Here is a 20,274-nt window from a genome sequence, read left to right on the forward strand (position 1 = left end):
CAGGGGGAAAGCGTCAGGAGTCTGCCCCAGCCCCCCGCAGCAGCCGCAGCTTCAGCTCGCTCAGCCGGGCGCGACTCAAGACGCCTTTGAGCAGCACACGCTCCCCGGCCGAGAGCACGGGCACGTCGTCGCCGTAGCGGGCACGCAGGGCGGGGTCGCTGTCCACGTCCACCGGGGTGTAGGCGAAGTCGAGCAGCCGCAGCCGCTCCTCGGCCTGCTCGCACAGGTGGCAGCCCCGGCGGGTGTAGAGGGTCAGGGGAGGCAGGCGGCTCATGCCTGGCCCCCCCCCTGGGGTCGGGGCAGCAGGGCCAGCGCGAGGACCGGGGTGTACATGTCGCGGGTGGAGAGCAGGTCGCCCGCCGCGCTGAAGGTCCGCAGCATCTGCCCGCCCTGCCGCACGGCGTAGAGCTGCCCCTCGGGGCCGGGTTGCAGCAGCCACGGGGCGGAGGCAGGTTCGCCCACCAGGGCCTCCAGCGCGAAGGCGCCGCTGGGGGTGCCGCCGGGATCGATGCGCCGGACCTTGCGGGCCACCCCGTCCACGATATAGACGGTGCCGTCGGGACCCGCCGCCAGCCCTTCCAGCTCGCGCAGGGCTTCGGAAGCCCGGTCGAGGCGAAAGGCGTAGCGGCCCCGATACTCGCCCGTGGGGGAAAAGCGGCCCACCTCGCGCCGTCCGGGGTCCAGCACGAGCACCTCGCCCCCCGGCGTCGCAGCCACCGTGCGCGGGGCCTCGAAGGCGCCCGGCCCGGTGCCGCGCCCGCCGAAGGAGCCCCGGAACTCCCCCGCCGGGCCATACACGTTGACCCGCAGCGCCTCGCCGTCGAGAACGTAGAGCTGGCCCCCCGCCCAGGCGAGGCTGACCGGGTCGAGCAGTTCGCCGTCTCCCAGGCCGTAGCGCCCGAAAGTCCGCAGTTCGGTGCCGTCGGGGGCGAGGTGCCGGATCAGGCCCGCCGTGCCCGCCCGGCCGTAGTCGAGCACGGCGGCGTAAAGGTGACCCGTGTCGTCGGCGGCGAGCGCACGGGGCGCGGCGGGGAGGCCGGGGGCGGCGGGTCCCTGCCCGGTCGCCAGAGCCGGGGTGCCGGGGCCGTCGCGCAGGCTGAGGCGCAGCTTGCCCGAGAGGTCGAGGAGCCGCAGGGTGCCCCGGCGTTCCTCCACGCCCAGCGCGAGCGCCCAGGAGTCGGTGAAGGTCTCGTCTTCCAACACCCCGGCGTCGATGCGGGCGATCACCTCGTCGAGGCCGGGGCGCTGGGCAGGGTCTTTCTCGATCATGTGCAGGATCAGGTCGCTGAGCTTGCCGGGCACCTCCAGCCGCACCTGCTTGGGGGGCTTGGGCGCCTCGAAGACCTGCTGGTGCACGACCGCCTCGTAACTTCCCTTGAAGGCGGTCTGGCCGGTGGTGAGTTCGTAGGCCAGCAGCCCCAGCGAGTACACGTCGCTGCGGGCGTCGACCCGGCCCCCCTTGGCCTGCTCGGGGGCCATGTAGATCGGCGTGCCGACCCGCGCTCCCGTCATGGTGAGGCGGGTAAGCACCTTGCCCACCGCGATTCCAAAGTCCATCAGCTTGACGCCGCCCTCGCGCAGCCGACCGTCCCGGAAAGCGCCCTTCAGGATCATCACGTTGGCGGGCTTGATGTCGCGGTGAATCACGTTCTGCATGTGGATGTGCCGCAGGGCGTCCGCGAGGGCACGCACGACCTGCACGCCCTGCTCGAAGGGCAGCCGCTCGCGGTCCATCAGGGTCTCGAGGCTCTCGCCGTCGAGGAATTCCATGGCGATGTAGTGTTCGGGGTCCTCCATGCGGAAGTCGTAGACCCGCACGATGCCGGGGTGGTTAAAGCGCTTGAGGACCTCGGCTTCCCGGTAGAAGCGGCGCACGAACTTGGTGTCGGCGAGGTAGCGGTCCTGCGGCACCTTCAGGGCGACGGTGCGCCCGTCCGAGCGCCGCTGGGCACGGTAGACGCTGCCCATTCCGCCGATGCCCACCCGTTCGAGCACCTCGTAGTCCTGGAAGTGCAGGTCGGGCAGTGGCGTGGCCGAGCGCGGCGGGGCGGCGCGGTCGGTGCGCTGCACCCGCACCGGGCGCCGCCGGAAGGCGGCCGCCGCCCCGCCCGAGACCACCAGCGGCGCCCCGGTCAGCAGCAGCGCCGCCGCGACCAGTGCCCCCTGTGCCCGCTCGGGGGTGCCCCCGGCCAGCACCGCCAGCGCGGCCAGCCCCCCCGCCAGTCCCGTCGCCAGCCCCCCCGCCAGCAGCGCCAGTGCCCGCTCGGGCAGCCGCACGAACAGCAGCAGCCCCGCCGCGAACAGCCCCGCGAGCAGCAGCAGGTTGGGCAGGCCCCCGCCGGGCAGCGCGTCCGGGGTCAACGGCGGCTCCGGCCAGGAGCGGAGCGGAGGTGGGCGGCGGGGCAGGGCAGCATCGGTGCTCCCGTTATAGCGGAGCCCGGCGGCAGGCGGCGGCACAGAAGCGTGGGAGCGCTGGGGGGGGAGGGGGCGTGGAGTCGGGGCGCGGTCCTGCCGCCGCACCGGGAGCCGCCAGCCGGTGAGAGGCCCCGTTGTGGCGCCGCGGCGCCGCTTCCCCTACTTCAGCGCGGAAGACCGCTGTCAGAGAGCCCGCCCTACAGTGGGGCGCGTGACGCAGCAGACCGTGTGGGCCGAACTCGTCGAGCTGTACGAGTACCGGGTGGCCGACGTGCGGGCGGGGGGCCGACCCCGGGGGGGTCTGCGGGCACTGGGCGAGTTGCGCACGCGCCTTCAGGCCGCCCCCCTCGACCCCGGCCTGTCGCGCCGCCTGCGGGCCGCCGATCGCCTCTACCGGGCCTACCGGGCGGGAGGGGACGTGCCCGCCGAGCCGACCCCGCCCGCCGGGGCACCCGCTCCCCGCGCGGTGGGCACCCCCGACGAGGCGGCCCCCGCCGACCCCGCCGAGCTCCGTGCGTGGGCCGAGTTGCGCGGCCTGCGCTGGGAGCGCGAGCTGCGGACTGGGCTGGAAGCGCTGGGGCGCGAGTGGCTGGCACAACGCGGACAGCCAGGCCTGCGGGTACTGCACGCCGCCGCCGAGAGCGCCGAGCGGGCCGCGCGGGGGCAGAGCGGTGGGGTCGCCGTGCCCGCCGCCGGGGACCCGCTGGCGGCGCTGGACCGCCCCACGGTCGCCCGTGACCTGCTGCACGGGGTGGCCGCGCTGCTGGGTACCCCCTCCGGCTGGGCGCGGCTGCGCTCGGCGCTGCTGGCGCTGGAAGCCGAGCCTCTGCCTCGCCACGCCGACGCGGACGTGCTCGCCGCGCACCTGCGGGCCGCCGAGCGCGAGCCGCTGGCCCCGGCGGCGCGGGGCGAGCTGGTGCGGGCGCTGCGCGAGGCGCACCCGGCCGGGCAGGGCACCCACGAGCGCCCGCTGCTGCGCGAGGCGGCGGCCGAGGTGCGGCGGCGGCTGGGGGCGCTGCTGGAGGGAGCCCCCAGCCCCGGCCTCATCCCCGGCGCGGCCCTGCCCAGGAACTCGGTCCTGTACGCGGCCACGCCCCACGCGGCCCTGACCACGCCCCCACCGGACGGTGACTGCCTGACCCTGCACCTGGGGGGCGGGCGGGAAGCGCACTGGCGGGGCCTGGCATTGCGCTGGGAGCGGGTGGGTTCAGGGTGGCAACTGCTGCTCGAGGGGCCGGGGGGCCGGGAGGTCGCCCTGCTGCACCCTGGGCGCCCCGCCGCCGAGCGGGTGCAGACACTGGCGCTGGGGCCGCTGCTGCCGGAGGACGCCGCCCTGCGCCTGAGCCTCAGCGGGGCGCACCTGACCCTGGACTGGCTCACCCCGCCGGGGCCGGACCTGACCGGGCTGGCCGCGCAGGCGCGGATCGTGGCCGCGCTGCTGCGCCCGGAGGAGGGATATGCGGGCCTGCGCCTCGCCCGCGCGGTGGCGGGCGTGCTGCGCGGCGTTCCGGTCGATCTGGACGCCCTGGGACCCCACAGCGCCGCCCGCTACGCCGCCGCCCCGCCGGGTGCCCTCCTCACCCTGGCCCGCAAGGGAGCGGCCGCCCTGCACGCCCGCGCCGCCCGCCTCTCCTCCGCCGAGCTGGACGCCGTGCTGGAACAGGCCCGCGCTCGGCTGGACCTGGGAGAAGAAGCCGCCCCCCGGCTGCGCGGGGCCGTCCTCGTTGCCCGCGAGGGGCTGCCCCGCGCCGCGCAGCCCGTCGCCGGGGGCGAGGCCACGCTCCCGGGGAACGGCACTTTCACCCGGCTGCGGCTGCCGCGCGATCCCCACCTGCTCCTGCGGGCCGCCGGAACCGAGCTGGAGGTGCGCCCCGGCCTGGGGACCCTGACCGTGCAGCCGCCCGGAGACGCGGAACAGGAACTGGCCGACCTGCTGGTCCTGAATGTCCCCGGCGCCCAGGTGCTCCTCGTGCGGGCGCTGGAGGACCTGGGCGGCGCGGTGCTGGCCGAGTAATCCGGATTCCGGCCCAGCAGTGACACCACCTGTTCACCCCGAGCGGACTGGCAAAGCTGCGGAGCAGGGCGGGCAGGAACAGGAGAGGCGTGGGGGCACCGCCGCGCCGCGCAGGGGCCGTCACGGAGGATCCGGAATCCATATCCGGCGGCCGGACTACAGCGGCGACCCGCCCGCCCCCAGCCGCTCCTCCAGGTCCCCGAGGTGCTCGGTCGTGGGGTCGGTAGCGGTGATCGCCGCCAGTCCCAGCGTCAACGCCGCCACCGCCGCGTGCAGGGGCAGGGTGCCCAGCCCCGTCAGCGACAGGCCCGCCGTGACGAGCAGCCCCCCCAGCAGCGCGAGCAGGCTGCGGTCGGGCCCGACCCGGCGGTGCGAGAGCCGCAGCGCCGTGAAGCGCAGCAGCACCAGCGAAAAGAGCAGCGAGAAGAGCGACCACACCACGAGTTGCAGGTTCACGGCGTCGCGGGCATTTTCGGTGTCGCTGATGCCGTGGCCCATGCCGACCGCCAGCATCACCAGCCCCAGCGTGAAGGGGATGTGGCTGTACAGCCACAGCAAAAAGGACCCCACCCGGCCCCGGCGGTGCGCCTCCAGCACCGGGAGGGCACGGGCCTGGTCGAAATACAGCCGCCACAGTCCCACTGCCGCCAGCAGCGCGAAGAAGGACGGCGCGAGGTCGGCCAGGGTCAGCGGGCGCTGCCGCCCCCCCGCGACCAACTCGGTCACGATGTTGCCCAGCGCGATGATCTGGAGGAGGCCCACCCGCTCGGGCAGGTGCTCCTGATGCGGGAGCGCGTGGCCGTGGCGGTCCTTGATCAGCAGCGGCGTCACGAGATCCACCGCCAGCGCGACCCCCCAGGCCAACAGTTGGACGGTCCCGCCCAGAAAGGCGCTTCCCAGCCAGATCAGCGCGGCCAGCCCATACCCGGTCATCAGCGGACGGGCGAAGGCGGCCATGTCGGGATCCTTGCGGATCATCAGTCCGTGCATGGCGACCAGAATCAGCCGGTTGGCGGCGAAGGCGGCGGCGAAGACCGGGCCGTTTTCCGCGAGTTCGCCCCGTTCGGACAGGGCCATCAGCGCCACGGTGAGGAGCTGCGCCAGCGTGCCCCAACGGTAGACCCGCTCCTGGTTGCCGTGCCGCGCCGCAAAGGTGGTGTTGCCCGCCCACGCCCACCACACCGCCCCGAACATCACCAGAAAGTTGACGAGGTTGATCCCGCTCGGCGCGTCGCCCAGCCGCTTGGCGAGCTGGTCAAAGGCCACCACGAAGGTGAGGTCGAAGAACAGTTCCAGCCAAGTGACCTTCTGCTCCTCGGGCGTGCCGGGGGTCGCCTGCCGCTTGTCGCTGGGGCCGTCTTGCAGGGTGACGCTGCTGGGTTCGCCGTGGCTCATCGCAAACGGCCCAGGCCCTTGCGAATCAGGGCGTCGGCACTTTGGGCCGGGTCGGCGGCGAGCAGTTCAGCCACCACCCCACGCACCTGTGGCTCGCGGAAGCCCAACGCCAGCAGCGCCTCGATGGCGTCGCGCCCGGCCGTCGAGGTGGGGGCCGCCGCCCGCGCCGCGCCGCCCCCCGCAGTCCCTGCCGCTGCCAGATGCTCGGGCACCTTGTTCTGGAGTTCGAGGACCAGCCGCTCGGCGGTCTTCTTGCCCACGCCCGACACGCTGGAGAGCAGCTTCACGTCGCCCGTGAGCAGGCCCTGCGCCACGGCGCTCACCGGCATGGCCGAGAGCAGCGCCAATCCCAGCTTCGGCCCCACGCCGCTCACCCCGGTCAGCAGGTCGAAGAGGCGCAGGCTGTCGGCGTCGCTGAAGCCGAAGAGAAGCTGCGCGTCCTCGCGCACGATGTGGCGGATGTTGAGTTCGGCCTCGTCGCCCACACTCAACTTGCCCAGGGCGGACGCCGGGCAGTGGACCTCGTAGCCCACGCCCCCGGCGACGATCACGGCACTCGCGTCGCGCACCTCGCGCACGGTGCCTTTCAGGTAGGCAATCACACGACTGATTCTAGGGGGCCACTCCTCACCCAACCGGGGGAAAGGTGACGGGACCGCCCCCGGCCGGGTACACTGCCCGCATGACTGCCCGCGCCGCCAAGTCCATGCGAATGTCCCCGCGTCCCTGACAGGCCGGTCGGGAGGGGCGGGGTGAGACGCGAGAGTCCGCCCCGTCCCTCCTCCCATTGGGCCGTTTTTCCGTATCCTGACGGGGTTGCCCGGCCCCCCTCTGCGAGAATCAGAGCGTGCCGGGCGGGGAGAGAGCGAGCATGACCAGACCAACGGGGGCCGAGCCGCCCACCTTCTACATCACGACCGCCATCGACTATGCCAACGGTCTGCCGCACATTGGGCACGTCTACGAGAAGATCCTGACCGACGCCATCGCCCGGTATCGCCGCCTCGCCGGGGACCGGGTGCATTTCCTGACCGGCACCGACGAGCACGGCGAGAAGATCGCCAAGGCCGCCGCTGCGAGCGGACAGACCCCGCAGGCCTTTGTGGACGACCTCGCGCTGCGGGGCTTCCGGGGGCTGTGGGACCGGCTGGAGATCGGCTACGACGACTTTATCCGCACGACCGAGGACCGCCACAAGCGCTACGTGCAGGAGATTTTGCAGCGCGTGTACGACGCGGGCGACATCTACTTCGCGGAGTACGAGGGCCTGTATTCGGTGGGCGCCGAGCGCTACGTCACCGAAAAGGAACTGGTGGAGGGGCCGGATGGGGTGCGCCGTTTCCCCGGTGACAAGGACCCACCCGAGCGGCGGCGCGAGGCCAACTACTTCTTCCGGATGGAGAAGTACCAAGCGTGGCTGCTGGAGCACATCCAGGCCAACCCCGACTTCATCGGCCCCGCCGGGTACCGCAACGAGGTGCTGGAGATGCTGCGCGAGCCCATCGGCGACCTCTCCATCAGCCGCCCGAAGGCGCGGGTGCCCTGGGGCATCGAGCTGCCCTGGGACCCCGACCACGTGACCTACGTGTGGTTCGACGCGCTGCTGAACTACGTCTCGGGGCCGGTCAGCCTCGGCCTGGGCGAGGACACCATCGGGACCGCGTGGCACGTGATCGGCAAGGACATCCTCAAGCCGCACGCGGTCTTCTGGCCCACCATGCTGCGGGCAGCGGGGCTGCCGGTGTACCGCCGTCTGGTGGTGCACAGCCACATCCTCGCCGAGGACGGGCGCAAGATGGGCAAGAGCCTCGGCAACGCGATCGACCCGGAAGAACTGGTGGCGAAGTACCCCGCCGACGCGATTCGCTACACGCTGCTGCGCGAGGCGTCGCTGGGAGCCGACAGCCCCTACGGGGAGGGAATTCTGGTGTCGCGGCTGAACTCCGACCTCGCCAACGACCTCGGCAACCTGCTCTCGCGCACGGTCAGCATGATCCAGAAGTACCGGGGCGGCGTGCTCCCGCAAGCCTGCGAACAGGGCACGCGCGAGCACCAGATCGAGTCGGCGGCGCTGGCCCTGCCCGGCGAGGTGCTGCGGCTGGTGGACGACCTGAAGGTCAACATGGCGATCGAGGCCGCCATGAACTTCGTGCGCGACCTCAACCGCTACATCGCGGAGAGTGCCCCGTGGACGCTGGCGAAGTCGGAGGACACCCAGCGGCGGCTCGACACCGTGCTGTACACCGCCGCCGAGGGCCTGCGGGTGGCGAGCGTGGCGCTGGAAGCGGTGATTCCTGCCAAGGCGCAGGAACTCCGGGTGCAACTCGGGCTGGCGGGGCAGAGCTATCCGCTCGCGTCGGCCTGGGGCCTGATTCCGGCTGGGACCCAGGTGCCGGGTGGCCCGGTCCTCTTTCCCAAGCCGGAACCCAAGGCGGACACGGCCCCCACCCCTCCCCCCTCCAAACCCAAGAAAGAGAAAAAGGCCATGACCCAGACCCCCAAGACGCAGACCCCCGAAACGATGCCCGCCCCGCAGCCCGCCGCCCAGCCCACCGAGACGGCCGCGCCCACCGAGCCCCTGATCTCCATCGACGATTTCGCGCGGGTGGACCTCCGCATCGCGGAAGTCATGGAGGCCGAGGCGGTCCCCAAGGCCGACAAGCTGCTCAAGCTGACGGTGAAGATGGGCGAGGAAACGCGCACCGTGGTCAGCGGCATCCGCCAGTGGTTCGCACCGGAAGACCTGGTGGGCCGCCGGGTCATTCTGGTCGCCAACCTCAAGCCCGCCAAGCTGCGCGGCATCGAGTCGCAGGGCATGATCCTCGCCGCCGAGGACGAGCACGGGAACCTCGATCTGGTGGGCACGCGGCTGGAATTGCCGAGCGGCACGAAGGTGAGGTAAGCGGCCAGCTTCCAGCCGGGAGGGGCAGGGGCGCGAGCCTGCTGCCCCTCTGCCTTGCTCCCCACGCCCTAGACTGCCCGCATGTTCGTGATCGTCTCCGGCCTGTCGGGAAGTGGCAAAAGCACGGCGCTGCGGACGCTGGAGGACGCGGGCTTCTACGTCACCGACAACCTCCCGCCCGAGCTGTGGGGGGCGATGCACGACCTCGCCACCGCGCGGGGGCTGGAGCGGGTGGCGGTGAGCACCGACGCGCGGACCCGCGACTTCCTGAGTGCGCTGGAAGACAGCTACGTGCGGCTCTCGCGGCGGCGTGAGGACCTGCGGGTGCTGTTTCTGGAGGCGACCTCCGAGGTCTTGCTGCGGCGTTACAACCTCTCGCGCCGGGAACATCCGCTGGGCGAGAACCTGATGCTGGACTTCCAGCGCGAGCGCGACCTGCTCGCGCCGCTGCGGGCCATTGCAGACACCGTGATCGACACGACCAACCTCACCCCGGCGCAGCTTGCGGAGCGGGTGCTGCGGGCCTGCCGTCTGGAACAGGACTTCGACCTGCGGCTGCTGAGCTTCGGCTTCAAGCACACGCCCCCGCGTGACGCCGACCTGGTCGTGGACGTGCGCTCACTGCCCAACCCGCACTATGTCCCCGAACTGCGGCCCCGCACCGGGCTGGAGGCGGACGTGGCCGGGTACGTCTTTCAGGACGCCGAGTCCGAGCGCTTTTACGAGGAAGTGCGCGACTTCGTGCGGGCGAGTGCCGAGCGGGCGCGGGCGGCGCGGCGGCATGGGTACACGGTGGCGATCGGCTGCACCGGGGGGCAGCACCGCTCGGTGGCGGTGGCGGCGCGGCTGGCGCAGGACCTCGCGGACCTGGGGGCACAGGTCGCCGACCACCGCGACATGCGGGTGGGTGGGGAGGCATGACACCCACCCCCCGGCAAGAACGGCGCCCCAGGCCGGGCCGTGCCCGCCGCGCCCGGATGTGGCTCGCGCCGGGGCTGGGGGTCAAACGCTGGTTGGCGCTGTTCGTGGCCTGCACGCTGATCGGGGCGGTGGGCTTCCTGCACTTCACCTGGACCGGGCCGCTGCATTTCGTGGCGACGCGCTGGATTCTGTGGCTCAACGCGCTGACCTCGCCGGAGGTGATGCCCCTCTACGTGGGCGGCATGGGGGTGATGGCGCTGGCGCTGGTCGGGGCGCTGCTGAGCATCCTGATGCTCAACCGCTCCATGCTGCGCTCGACGGGCACGGCTCCAGATCAGGCGCTGGACGTGATCTATTCCACGCGCACGCTCGCCCGTGGCCCGCGCATCGTGGCGGTGGGGGGCGGCACGGGGCTGTCCAATCTGCTCAGCGGCCTCAAGGCGCACACCAGCAACATCACGGCGGTCGTGACCGTCTCGGACGACGGGGGGTCCAGCGGGCGGCTGCGCGAGTCGCTGGACATGATCGCGCCGGGCGACCTGACCGACTGCTACGCGGCGCTCTCGGACAGCCCGGTGCTTTCCAGGCTGCTGCTGCACCGCTTCGACCGGGGCGAGGGGCTGGCGGGGCACACCTTCGGGAACCTGCTGCTCGCCACGCTTTCCGAGGAACAGGGAGGCCTCCAGGACGCCATGCGCGACGTGCACGAGGTGCTGCGGGTGCGCGGGCAGGTCTTTCCGGCCACGACCACGCCCAGCACGCTGGTGGCGCGGCTCTCGGACGGGCGCGAGGTGCGCGGCGAGAGCGGGCTGGCCGCGCAGGTGGGCGAGGCGCGGGTGGAGGCGGTGCGCCTCGATCCTCCAGACCTCCCCGCGCTGCCCGCCGTGCTGGAGGCGATTCGCGAGGCCGAGCTGATCGTGCTGGGGCCGGGCAGCCTCTTTACCTCCATCCTGCCCGCACTGCTGGTGCCGGACGTGGCGCGGGCGATCCGCGAGTCGGGATCGCCCGTCGTGTATGTCGCCAGCCTGATGACCGAACCCGGCGAGACGACCGGCCTGGGGCTGGCGGAGCACGTGGGCGCGGTCACCCGCCACCTGCGCCGCACGCCCGACTGGGTGCTGGTGAACAGCACGCCGATTCCGCCCCCCGTCCGTGCCCGCTACGCCGGGGAGGGGGCCGAGGTGCTGGACCCCGGCGCGGTGGGGGGCGACCTGCGCGGGCGGCTGCGGCCCGCGCCCCTGCTGCACCCCGGCGAGCAGGCCCGGCACGACCCCGACGCGCTGGCGGAGGCGCTGGTGGCCCTGACGCCGAAGCGGATGACGCTGTAGGGAGGCCAGGAAAGGGGTTCATGGGCGGCCGTCTTGCGCGTTTCTCGCGGATGGGGACGGCGTTGCCGTCCACCCCCCACCCAGCCTCTCGCGGTGCGAGCTGTCCCAGTCCCCGCCAGGAGGAGGAACCCGAAGACCCATCTCTTTGCCTCCGTGGATTAGATGGCGTGGGGAGAGGGTCAGCAGCGCACACGGTTCTCCCTCTGCACGCGGCCTCCGGGCGGCGGGCCGGTCCTGAGCCCTGAGCTATGCTGGCGCCCGTGCTCACGCTGCTGACGGCCACCCTGCTCACGGGGACGCTGCTTTCCGTTCCCGACCCAGCCGGGGACGCGCGGGGGGACGGCGGCTACGTGCTGCCCCGGCGCCCCGCCGTGCCCGAGGCGGTCTTCGACCTCCGCTCCTTTCAGGCCGAGCCTGTGGGGAACGGGATGCGCTTCACGGTGGGGCTGGAGCGAATCGAGAATCCCTGGCAGGCACCCTCCGGCTTTTCGGCCAACGTGACCGACATCTTCGTGGGCGGGAGCGTGGGCGGCGAGCGCGAACTGGCCGACCTGCGCATGACCACCGGAAGCCAGGGCTGGACCTACCACCTGCGGGTGACCGGCTTCGGAAGCGGGCTCACGCGGGTGGCGGAAGCCGGGGACGAGCCGACGCCCCTGGAGGACCCCACCGTGCGGCTGGAGGGCAACCGGCTGATCGTGGACGCGGCGATTCCTCCGGGGCAGTACGCCTACTGGGTCACCTCCAGCGTGTACTCGCCCCTGACCCCGGCCGGGGTGCTGCGCCCGGTCACTGCGCCCGGCCCGGCCGTGCTGCAAGCGGGCCGCGCGGGGGCTCCCGTTCCGGTGGACGTGCTGGCCCCGGCGGGCGACGTGGCTCCTTTCACGCGGGGCACCCTGGCCCCAGTGGGCCGCGCCCGCGACACCCGCGCCCTGACGCTGGCGGCGCTGGGCGGCCTGGGCCTGCTCGCCGTGATCGTGGCGACCGTGCGCTCGCGGCGGACCCCGGCGTGAAGCCCTCCCCCGCCGGGCTGATCCTGACCGCCGCCGTGCTGTGGGGCCTGCTGGGGATTCTGGGCAAGGGCGCTCAGGGGGCGGGCGTGGGGGCGCTGGAGGTCGCCTTCTGGCGGGCCGCGCTGGGGGGCGGCCTTTTCGCCCTGCACGCCGGGCTGACCCGCGCCACGTTGCCGCGTGGCCGCGACCTGGGAGTGACCGCTGCGTTCGGCCTGGCCGGGGTCAGTGTGTTCTACGGGGCCTACCAGCTCGCCGTGCGGACGGGCGGGGCCAGCCTCGCCTCGGTGCTGCTGTACACCGCGCCCGCCTTCGTCGCGCTGCTGGGCTGGGGCCTGCTGCGCGAGCGGCTGGGCGGGCGGGAGGCGCTGGCCGTCGCGGGCACGCTGGGGGGCATCGCCCTGATCAGCCTGGGCGGGGGCCAGGGCGTGACCGTGACCGGGGCGGCGCTGGGGTGGGGGCTGCTCTCGGGGCTGACGTACAGCCTGTATTACCTGTATGGCAAGGGGTTCTTCGGGCGCTACGCCCCCACCGCCCTGTATGCCGTGGCCCTTCCCGTGGGGGCGCTGGGGCTGCTGCCCTTCGTGGAGTTCAGCGCCAAGACGCCCGCCGCGTGGGCCAGCCTTGCGGGAATCGCGGTGCTGAGCACCTATTTCGCCTATCTCGCCTACAGTGCGGGGTTGAAACACCTGCCCGCCACCCGCGCCAGCGTGATCGCCAGCCTGGAACCCGTCGTGGCGGCGGGCCTCGCCGCGGCCCTGTTCGGGGAGAGGCTCTCGGCGGTCGCGCTGGTGGGCGCGGCGCTGGTGATCGGGGCCGCGCTGCTGCTGAGCGTGGGGGGCCGGGAGAAAACGGAGGCGGTCACGGCGTAGGGTCAGTCGGGCGGGAAAACTTCAAGCCAAACATTCCCGCGTCCATCACTTCGCGTCCCCAGCGCCGGGAGGTTCGCAGGGGCAGAGCGACGTCGTCCAGCAGCAGGGAAAAGCCTCGGTGCTCAGGCAGCAGACGGAGGCAGGGGTCGGCGGGAGCCACGGCGTAGGGTCGGTCCGGCTGCCGTATCGGGCAGAGGGACGTTCCCCGCAGCTCATAGACCTGCCCGTCCTCCCGTGCCCAGCGACCTTGAACGTCTTCCAGGTTGAATCCAGAGAGCGACGCAAAATGCGGCAGCTCACGCGGCGGCCCCGCCCACAGCAGCCCCCCGAGGGTCCACAGGACAAGGGAGAGGAACTGGGTGCCCACGATGGCCGCCACACCCCTTCCCGGTGGTCCCGACCGCACACGGGCGAAGACGGCCAGCCCCAGCAACGCGGCTCCCAGCGCCCCCGCAACAGCCAGGCCCGTGGAAAACGACGACCCGGCAAAGCCCCAGACCACGAAGCCCACGCTCAGCAGGGCCACCCCGCCGAGCCAAACGCCGCGCCTCACCGGGTCAGTGCCGCGAGCGCCAGCGGCCACAGCGCGAGCACGGGACAGCCGATGGGCAGCAGCCAGGGCCACGAGCGGCGCGGCACGAGAGAGGTGACGCCCAGCAGAATCAGCCCTCCGATCAACAGAAAGACCATCACTCCAGCGACCGGGAGGACCAGCACCATCCCAGGCTACCGCCCCTCCAACCGGAAGTCCCACTCGAAGGAGCGGCCCCAGGGCAGCGCGGCGTCCTCCAGGGTGTAGGTCAGCCCGACCCTCAGCGGGAAATACTCGCGGGCAATCTCCAGCAGCCGCGCCTGCCCGGCGGGGGTGTTGAGCCCCGCTTCCGGGATGGCCTTGCGGAGGGCGGCCCGGACCTCGGCGCTGTAGATCACGTCGTTGGCGTACTCGCGGGCCAGCAGCGCGTCCTGCCGGACAGGGTCCGCCCCCTCCAGGCTGAGGCGGGCATGGGCCAGGGCCGTCCCGACGTTGTTGCCCGGCGTCCCCCAGGCGGCCAGCGAGCGCAGGTTGGCGTGCTGCCGCAGGGTGGCGAGGTCACGCCACAGCCGCACGTTGCCCAGGTTGACCTGCGCCACGTCCGCCACCGCGACCGGCCCCTGACGCAAGAGGGCACTCACCCGCAGGGCGGCCCGGCGGGGATCGCCGCCGTTGTAGACGTAGAGGGTGAGGTCGGCCCGTCCGCCTTCAAGCACCCGAAAGCCGCCCGCCCCGGCGCGGCCCAGCACGCTCTGGGTCAGCGGGATGCCCTCGTAACGGGTGACCTCCTGCGCCTTCGCCGGGTCGCTGTACTCCACCCGCAGGGTTCGCCCCGCCGGGGCCAGGGCACGGGCCACCAGCAGGCTCAGCACCTCGTCGGCGCCGGGGTAGACGCGGACGTTGGCGGGGGCCTCCTGCGCCAGCGCTGCGCCCTCGGCCGGAGCGGGGCTGCCGGGCAGGGCATCGTCCCAGGTGACGTGCAGTTCGCGGAAGGCTCCCTCCTCCGCCCAGCGCATCACCTCCCGCACCACGGCGAGGTTGCGCTCGCGGCCCGTGGCGTCCGGCTCGCGCGGCAGGGTGATGAAAGCGTAGACCGGGCTCCCGGTCCTCGCGGACCAGGTCCGCAGCGGCTCCAGGCGGGCCAGCGTCTCGGCCGCCGTCAACGGACTGGTGCGCGACTGCACGAGGCCCCCGTAGGCGAGGGCGTCGAGCGCCACCACCAGCGGCGTCCCGCTGGACTGCGCCTCCAGCCACGCGGTCAGGGTGGCCGGGTCAGCTTCCCGCGCCGCCGTGCCCAGCAGGTCAGCGGGGGGCACCCGCACGTCACCGCCGCGCAGTCCGGCGATCAGGGAGGGCAGCACACGGGTCGCCGGGCGCGAGTCCAGCGGGAGGAGGGTCTGGGCACCCGCCTGGCCAGCGAACAGGAGGGCGAGAAGGAGCAGCGGGCGGGGCATGAGCGTTAGCGTAGGGGCTGGAGGTGAGGGAGAGTTGGGCGGGCGGAACGTGTCGCCGTGTCGGCTTTGACTGGTGTGAGGGCAAGCTGCGGGTGCCTCCCCACTTCCAACCTCCCCCGCAGGGGGGAAGGGGCAGACGCTCACCTGCTCTCGCCTAAGCCGTCTTTTCCCTGTGTCTGCCGCCCTCAACGTCCCCGCCCCGCAAGCCCACTTTCCAGGCAGACGAGCCGTTCGGCGCGGACGCGCCGAGGCCTTTCCCCTGGGCGGAAGGCTGGCATGGAAGGGAAAACGTGGGCGGAGCAAGCGCTGCCGGAAGATGGGGGGACGACCTTCGCCTGGCGCGGCGCCGCTCCCCTGCCCCTCTGGGGGGTGGGGGTGGGGAAAACCGCCATCCAGATGCCCCGCCCACACATCGCAGCCCTTCCCGCCCTCTCTCCCGGCCCGGCGGCGTAGCCTGTCAGCCGATGAACGGCAAAGACTTATGGACCCTCGCGTGGCGCGGCCTGACCCGCCGCCCGGTGCGGACCCTGCTGACCGCACTGGGCATCACGGTGGCGGTCGCCAGCATGGTGGTGTTCTTGTCGCTGGGGGAAGGCATCCGCAAGGTGTTCACCGCCGAGTTGGGCGGCATCGGCCCCGACGTGCAGGTCAGCCTCAGCGGGTTTTCGCAGGGCTTTGCGCCCTCGCCCAACCTGCCCGAGGAGGTGGTGGGGCAGATTCGCGGCCTCTCGGACGAGCTGGGGATCACGGCGGTGACGCCCGTGGTGGTCACGGTGCGCGGCAGCCTCGACGTGACCCAGAGCGCGGTGCTGTACGGGGTGCCTGCCGCCGGAGGCATGACCAACGTCTTTCCCAACGCGCGGGTGGCCCAGGGCCGGGCGCTCACGGGAGCCGACGAGGGCGGCGCGGTGGCGGTCATCGGGTCGAAGACGGCCGAGAACCTGAACCTGGGGCTGGGCAGCACCCTCAACCTCAACCGCCGCAGCCGGGTGAAGGTGATAGGGGTGCTCGCGCCCGAGTCGGGGCTGGTGGACTCGCTGATCTTCCTGCCGATCGAGACGCTTCAGGCGGCGGAGGGGGCCGAAGGCCGCGTGTCCACGGTCGCCCTGAAGCTGGAAGACCCCCGGCAGTCCCGCGCGGTGGCCGACACCATCGCCGAGCGGCTGGACGTGGAGGCGCAGACGCAGTCGGACTTCGTGTCCTTTGTGGACCGGGCGCTGCGGATCAGTGACGCCGTGCGGTTCGGCATCAGCCTGATCGCCCTGATCGTGGGCGGGCTGGCGGTGGCGAACACGGTGATGATGGGCGTCTTCGAGCGCACCCGCGAGTTCGGCACCCTGCGGGCCATCGGCGCCCGGCCGGGCTTCGTGCGGGGGCTGGTGATGGCCGAGTCGCTGCTCCTCTCGCTGGCGGGCGGCGTGGGGGGGCTGCTGCTGGGGCTGGTGGGCATCTGGGGCGTGAACCTCTACACCCAGGACCTCGCCGGGATTGACGCGGCGGCCCTGACGCCCCGGCTCACGCTGCTGGCCCTGGCCATCAGCCTGCTGCTGGGGCTGCTCTCGGGGCTGCTTCCGGCCCGCAGCGCCAGCCGCCTGAACATCACCGAAGCGCTGGGGAGGGTCTGATGGGCACCCTGCAGGTGGAGAACCTCTCGCGGGTTTACCCCAGCGGCGAGGGACAGGTGACCGCCCTCGCCCCCTTCACCCACACCTTCGCGCCGGGGCTGACAGCAGTGGTGGGGCCGTCAGGCAGCGGCAAAAGCACGCTGCTCAACCTGCTGGCGGGCTTCGACACGCCGACCACCGGGCGGGTGGTCGTGAACGGCACCGACCTGCACGCGCTGCCGGAGGCGGGCCGGGCCGACTTCCGGCTGGCGCACTACGGCTTCGTGTTCCAGAACCACAACCTCGTGTCCATCCTGACGGCGCTGGAGAACGTCGAGTTCCCGCTCACGCTGGCGGGCGTGCCCCCCCGCGAGCGGCGGGACCGGGCGCGGGCGCTGCTCGACCGGGTGGGGCTGGCGGGCCGCGCCTCGCACCTGCCGTCGCAGCTCTCGGGCGGGGAGGCGCAGCGGGTGGCCCTCGCCCGTGCCCTGGCCAACGACCCCGACGTGCTGCTGGCCGACGAGCCGACCGGCAACCTCGATACGCGCACGGGCGAGCGGGTGCTGGAGCTGCTCACCGCCCCCGCCCGCGAGGGCCGCACCGTCGTCCTGATCACCCACGACCGCGACGTGGCGGCGTTGGCCGACCACACCCTGCGGGTCCGCGACGGGGTGGTGACGGCAGAGGGAGCCGGAGTGGGGGTGTAGGGCAAGCGCGGAGCGAAAGGGCGAGGATGGGAACTCCACCTCGCCCCTCTGCGTTGATCGCTGTTACTCGTCCCGAATGGTGACGCGGGCATCCCGCAACCACAGCACGCGGCCCCGCGGGTCTTCCAGGCTGACCACGACCTGCACGCCCTCGCCCACTGCCAACCGGCCCGCCGCCCCGCTCCCGCTGGTCTGGAGGCAGGGGCGCTCGCCGCAGCCCTGGCGGCTGGCCCGTGCGGCGGGAGCGGACCACACCCCCTCGCGGGTCACGACGTACACGCCCGTCACGGCGAGGGGCGGCAGGGCCTCGGCACCGCGCTGTCCCTGCACCCGCACGCGCACCCGCAGCGTGTCCCCGCCGAGCTGCGGCGCGGCTTCCACCTGCAGGCGTTGGCTGCCCAATTGCAGCGAGGTGGGTGCCCCCAGCAGGTCCCCCGTGGTGGGGGCCGGGGGCGTGCCCAGCGTGCCGCAGGCTGTCAGGGCAGCCAGGACCGGGGCGAGGAACCACGCACGCTTCATGAGTCCATCTTAACGCAAGGTGGGTCCCGGTGGGGTGACCCGCGTCCCGCTCTCACGTGACGCCGTCGGCGAGCGGCCGACGTCAGGTGAGCCGGGGGAGACGTGAAGCCCCGCTTCTGATCTGGAGCGAGGGCAAGCTGCGCCCGCCGTCCCCGTTCCAGTGCACATCCCCTGTCACCAGGCCAGGTCCGGCGCCGTCACCACCGCGTCGGCGGGCTGGTCGGTGAGCAGGGTGTAGCCCACCGTGTAGGTTCCCGGAATCACCCGCGCGAGGACGATGCTGTCGCCCTCGGCGCGGGCATTCACCCCCGCGAGGCTGGGTCCCTGCACGGTGAGCGGCCCCCGCACCGCCGAGGTGCCCCCCTCCGCCACGGGCAGGGGGTCGATCAGGCGCACGTTCTCCAGGGTGCGGTCCACCGTGAGGGTCAGGGTGACGGCGTAGCCCTGAGGCGCCACGTCCACGCTTTTGGTGAGGGTGGCCCGGCCGCCGCCCTGCACCGTGCGCGTCACGTTGGCCCCGCCGGGATTGCGGACGCGGGCCTGCCCGGTCGCCCGCAGGTCCAGCGGCTCGGCGACCGCCTCCGCCGTGTCGGTGCGGCACACCCGCACCGGGACCTTGAGGCGCAGGGGCTGCCCGCCCCCCACCTCGCCGGGCACCTCCAGCGGGTAGTCGCTGGCCCACCCGGTCGGCAGGTTCAGGCGCACGCGGGCGGGCAGGCGCTGGGGAAAGTCGGTCTTGAGGGTCGCGGTGAGCTGGGTCACGTCGCAGGCATTCAGGATGTCGGGGGCGGTGACCAGCGTCAACTCGGTCCGCACCACGTATTCCAGGGTCACCCGCGCGGTGCCGCCGTCCGCGACCCGGCCGGGAGGGGGCGCCGTGACCGTGCTGCCCGCCAGGGTGCCCGGCTTGACCGGGTACTCGCCGGGAGCGAGGGGCAGGGTGGCCGGGGCGGTCAGCGTCTGCCCCGCGACCTCGAAGGCCACGCCGCTGAGGGGAATGCGCTGGTCCCCGTACACCGCGACCGCCTCCACCGCGAGCTGGCCTTCCGGCGGGCGGGCCACGAAGCGCACCTTGGTGAAGCCCGGCTGGTAACGGATCTCGGTGGGCGAGACGATGTTCCCGGTCCCCTGCACGATGCTGCCCCCCACCGGCAGGTAGCCCGGCGGCAGGCTGGGCCGCACCACCCGCTCCCCGATCAGGGTGTACCCCGCCCCCGGAATCGCCCGCCCCTGCGGGTCCACGACTTCCACCAGGAGCTGGTTTTCCAGCCGCGCCCCGGTCGGCGGCGCGAAGCCCCCCACGCGGGCGGTCACGGCCTGCTCTCCCAGCCGGAAGGAGTAGCGCACCGCGTTGGAATACTGCTTGGTGGTCGGCAAAACCCGGATATACACCTGCCACTCGCCCACCAGTTCCGGCGTGATCGGGAAGCGGTCGGTCGCGGCCTGCCCGTTGGCGCTGGTGGTCAGGTTCACCCGCGCCCCGCCGGGCTGCACCACCCAGGTTTCGGCCTCCTGCGCCCCGTCCACGTCGTAGTTCAGCAGGCTGAGGGTCTGCCCCACCCAAGCTTGCGGCACGGTGAGCCGCGCGGCGAGCAGCGGCGTCTGCTCGGTGTCGCGGGCGTTGACCGAAAAGTCGCTCGTCTCCAGGCTGAACGGCTCGGCCACCCGCAGCGCGAACGAGTTCTTGCCGTCGCCCCGGCTGCTCACCCGCAGCGTGTAGGTCCCGGCGGGCAGCCCCCCCGCGTAGAGGCTGTCCCAGGTGTGCTCGCGCCCCGACGCGTAGCGCCGCTCCACGACCGTGCCGCCCGGTCCCGTCAGGGTAAAGGTGCTCTCGAACGGCTCATTTTTCTTGTACAGCTCGTCTCCGAAATAGCCCGCCGCCCGGCGCCCGTCCACATAGTCCGCGAGGTTGAAGCCGGGGCTGTAGGCTTCCAGCCCCAGCGGTTTGCCCGCGTCCCCCGGCGCGACCCGGATCACGTAGGTTTCTTGTGCCTGCGGCCAGCGCTCGCCCACCGACACCAGCGGGAGGATGCCCCCGGCCGCACTCGGCGCGGCGGGTGTGGGGGAGGCTGGGGTGGAGGTGGTCTGGGCGGCAGCGGGCACGGCGAGGAGCAGGGCGGACAGCAGGAGGGCGGCCGTGGGGGGACGGGGCATGAAGGCAGGATAAAGGGCCGGGGGCGGGGCGGAAAGCCGGAACGGGGACGGACCTGCGCTCCCACGCCCGCCCGCCCGCGAAACCCCCGCAGACCGATGCTCTAGCATGCGCGGCGATGCAGTCCCGCGCCGTGGCCCTGATGTCCGAGTCTGCCCTCGCGGGCAACCTCACGGCCCTCGCGCGGCGGGCGGGGGTGCCGCTGCTGCTGCCCGTCAAGGCGAACGCCTACGGGCACGGCCTGGCCGAGGTCGCGGCCGTGGCCGCCCGGCACCCCGACGTGTGGGGCTTCGCGGTGGCGGTGCCGCAGGAGGCCGCCGCGCTCGCGGCCCTCGCCCCCGGCAAGCCCATCCTGCTACTGACCCCCCCCACCCCGGAGGAGGTCCGGCCCCTCGCGGACCTCGGCGTGCGCCTTCCCGTCGCCTCCCTCGCCGAAGCCGAGGCCCTGC

General features: G+C 73.0%; 18 protein-coding genes (1 of these 18 only partly in view). 9 read left to right on the plus strand and 9 right to left on the minus strand.

The genetic code is table 11. The features are described 5' to 3' along the window. Positions 1–13: 13 nt before the first annotated feature. Both L1280_RS05020 and L1280_RS05025 read right to left on the minus strand, forming a co-directional pair. Positions 14–274, minus strand: coding sequence for a glutaredoxin family protein (locus tag L1280_RS05020; RefSeq protein WP_253580991.1), 261 nt, complete (start codon positions 272–274; stop codon positions 14–16). Further along, entirely contained in the window at positions 271–2,361 is a 2,091-nt protein-coding gene (locus tag L1280_RS05025; RefSeq protein WP_253580992.1) for a protein kinase, read from the minus strand. The genes L1280_RS05020 and L1280_RS05025 overlap by 4 nt, the downstream gene beginning before the upstream one ends. Before the next feature lie 265 nt (positions 2,362–2,626). On the opposite strand from L1280_RS05025, the gene L1280_RS05030 reads away from it, so the two are divergent. After that, entirely contained in the window at positions 2,627–4,429 is a 1,803-nt protein-coding gene (locus tag L1280_RS05030; protein WP_253580993.1) for a hypothetical protein, read from the plus strand. 156 nt (positions 4,430–4,585) lie between these two features. Here L1280_RS05030 and L1280_RS05035 read toward each other — a convergent pair whose 3' ends face one another. Next, complete coding sequence (locus tag L1280_RS05035; protein WP_253580994.1) at positions 4,586–5,824, minus strand: low temperature requirement protein A; 1,239 nt, start codon at positions 5,822–5,824, stop codon at positions 4,586–4,588. Further along, positions 5,821–6,426 (minus strand): Holliday junction branch migration protein RuvA, encoded by a 606-nt coding sequence (gene ruvA / locus L1280_RS05040; RefSeq protein ID WP_253580995.1) that lies wholly within the window; start codon positions 6,424–6,426, stop codon positions 5,821–5,823. The genes L1280_RS05035 and ruvA overlap by 4 nt, the downstream gene beginning before the upstream one ends. Positions 6,427–6,695: 269 nt before the next feature. Here ruvA and metG point away from each other — a divergent pair, with 269 nt between their 5' ends. The 5 genes from metG to L1280_RS05065 all read left to right on the plus strand — a co-directional run bounded on the left by metG (position 6,696) and on the right by L1280_RS05065 (position 12,857). Then, positions 6,696–8,726 (plus strand): methionine--tRNA ligase, encoded by a 2,031-nt coding sequence (metG, locus tag L1280_RS05045; RefSeq protein ID WP_253580996.1) that lies wholly within the window; start codon positions 6,696–6,698, stop codon positions 8,724–8,726. An 81-nt stretch (positions 8,727–8,807) separates the two neighbouring features. Beyond that, the gene (gene rapZ, locus L1280_RS05050) at positions 8,808–9,647 is read left to right on the plus strand and encodes an RNase adapter RapZ (RefSeq protein ID WP_253580997.1); all 840 of its coding nucleotides are present in this window, start codon (positions 8,808–8,810) and stop codon (positions 9,645–9,647) included. Next, entirely contained in the window at positions 9,644–10,975 is a 1,332-nt protein-coding gene (yvcK, locus tag L1280_RS05055; RefSeq protein WP_253580998.1) for a uridine diphosphate-N-acetylglucosamine-binding protein YvcK, read from the plus strand. Before rapZ ends, yvcK begins: the two co-directional genes overlap by 4 nt. 260 nt (positions 10,976–11,235) lie before the next feature. Beyond that, on the plus strand, positions 11,236–11,988 hold the full coding sequence (locus tag L1280_RS05060; RefSeq protein WP_253580999.1) for a glucodextranase DOMON-like domain-containing protein: 753 nt from the start codon (positions 11,236–11,238) through the stop codon (positions 11,986–11,988). Beyond that, positions 11,985–12,857: an EamA family transporter gene (locus L1280_RS05065; protein WP_253581000.1), complete on the plus strand. Its 873-nt coding sequence runs from the start codon at positions 11,985–11,987 to the stop codon at positions 12,855–12,857. Before L1280_RS05060 ends, L1280_RS05065 begins: the two co-directional genes overlap by 4 nt. Here L1280_RS05065 and L1280_RS05070 read toward each other — a convergent pair. Genes L1280_RS05070 through L1280_RS05080 form a run of 3 tightly spaced genes read right to left on the minus strand, consistent with a single transcriptional unit; the run spans position 12,847 to position 14,843 of the window. After that, positions 12,847–13,383 carry a hypothetical protein gene (locus L1280_RS05070; RefSeq protein WP_253581001.1) on the minus strand — a complete coding sequence of 179 codons (537 nt, stop codon included), beginning with the start codon at positions 13,381–13,383 and terminating at the stop codon, positions 12,847–12,849. The genes L1280_RS05065 and L1280_RS05070 overlap by 11 nt on opposite strands. A 23-nt stretch (positions 13,384–13,406) precedes the next feature. After that, on the minus strand, positions 13,407–13,577 hold the full coding sequence (locus tag L1280_RS05075) for a hypothetical protein (RefSeq protein ID WP_253581002.1): 171 nt from the start codon (positions 13,575–13,577) through the stop codon (positions 13,407–13,409). A 6-nt stretch (positions 13,578–13,583) separates the two neighbouring features. Next, entirely contained in the window at positions 13,584–14,843 is a 1,260-nt protein-coding gene (locus L1280_RS05080; protein WP_253581003.1) for a DUF4127 family protein, read from the minus strand. A gap of 464 nt (positions 14,844–15,307) precedes the next feature. On the opposite strand from L1280_RS05080, the gene L1280_RS05085 reads away from it, so the two are divergent. Together L1280_RS05085 and L1280_RS05090 are read left to right on the plus strand one after the other, a co-directional pair. Continuing rightward, positions 15,308–16,468 carry an ABC transporter permease gene (locus tag L1280_RS05085; protein ID WP_253581004.1) on the plus strand — a complete coding sequence of 387 codons (1,161 nt, stop codon included), beginning with the start codon at positions 15,308–15,310 and terminating at the stop codon, positions 16,466–16,468. Then, complete coding sequence (locus L1280_RS05090) at positions 16,468–17,154, plus strand: ABC transporter ATP-binding protein (RefSeq protein ID WP_253581005.1); 687 nt, start codon at positions 16,468–16,470, stop codon at positions 17,152–17,154. Before L1280_RS05085 ends, L1280_RS05090 begins: the two co-directional genes overlap by 1 nt. A 63-nt stretch (positions 17,155–17,217) precedes the next feature. On the opposite strand, the gene L1280_RS05095 is transcribed toward L1280_RS05090, so the two are convergent. Next, a complete protein-coding gene (locus tag L1280_RS05095; RefSeq protein WP_253581006.1) occupies positions 17,218–17,673 on the minus strand; it encodes a hypothetical protein in 456 nt (151 codons plus the stop codon). Positions 17,674–17,847: 174 nt separating this feature from the next. Beyond that, positions 17,848–19,827 (minus strand): hypothetical protein, encoded by a 1,980-nt coding sequence (locus tag L1280_RS05100; protein ID WP_253581007.1) that lies wholly within the window; start codon positions 19,825–19,827, stop codon positions 17,848–17,850. 116 nt (positions 19,828–19,943) lie between these two features. Between L1280_RS05100 and alr the strand changes: the two genes are divergently transcribed. After that, positions 19,944–20,274 carry the 5' portion of an alanine racemase gene (gene alr, locus L1280_RS05105; RefSeq protein ID WP_253581008.1) on the plus strand. Its footprint extends 728 nt past the window's final position, so the window shows 331 of its 1,059 coding nt (coding positions 1–331); its start codon is at positions 19,944–19,946; its stop codon lies beyond the right edge, outside the window.

Source organism: Deinococcus sp. HSC-46F16, from assembly GCF_024171495.1.
Taxonomy (GTDB): Bacteria; Deinococcota; Deinococci; order Deinococcales; family Deinococcaceae; genus Deinococcus.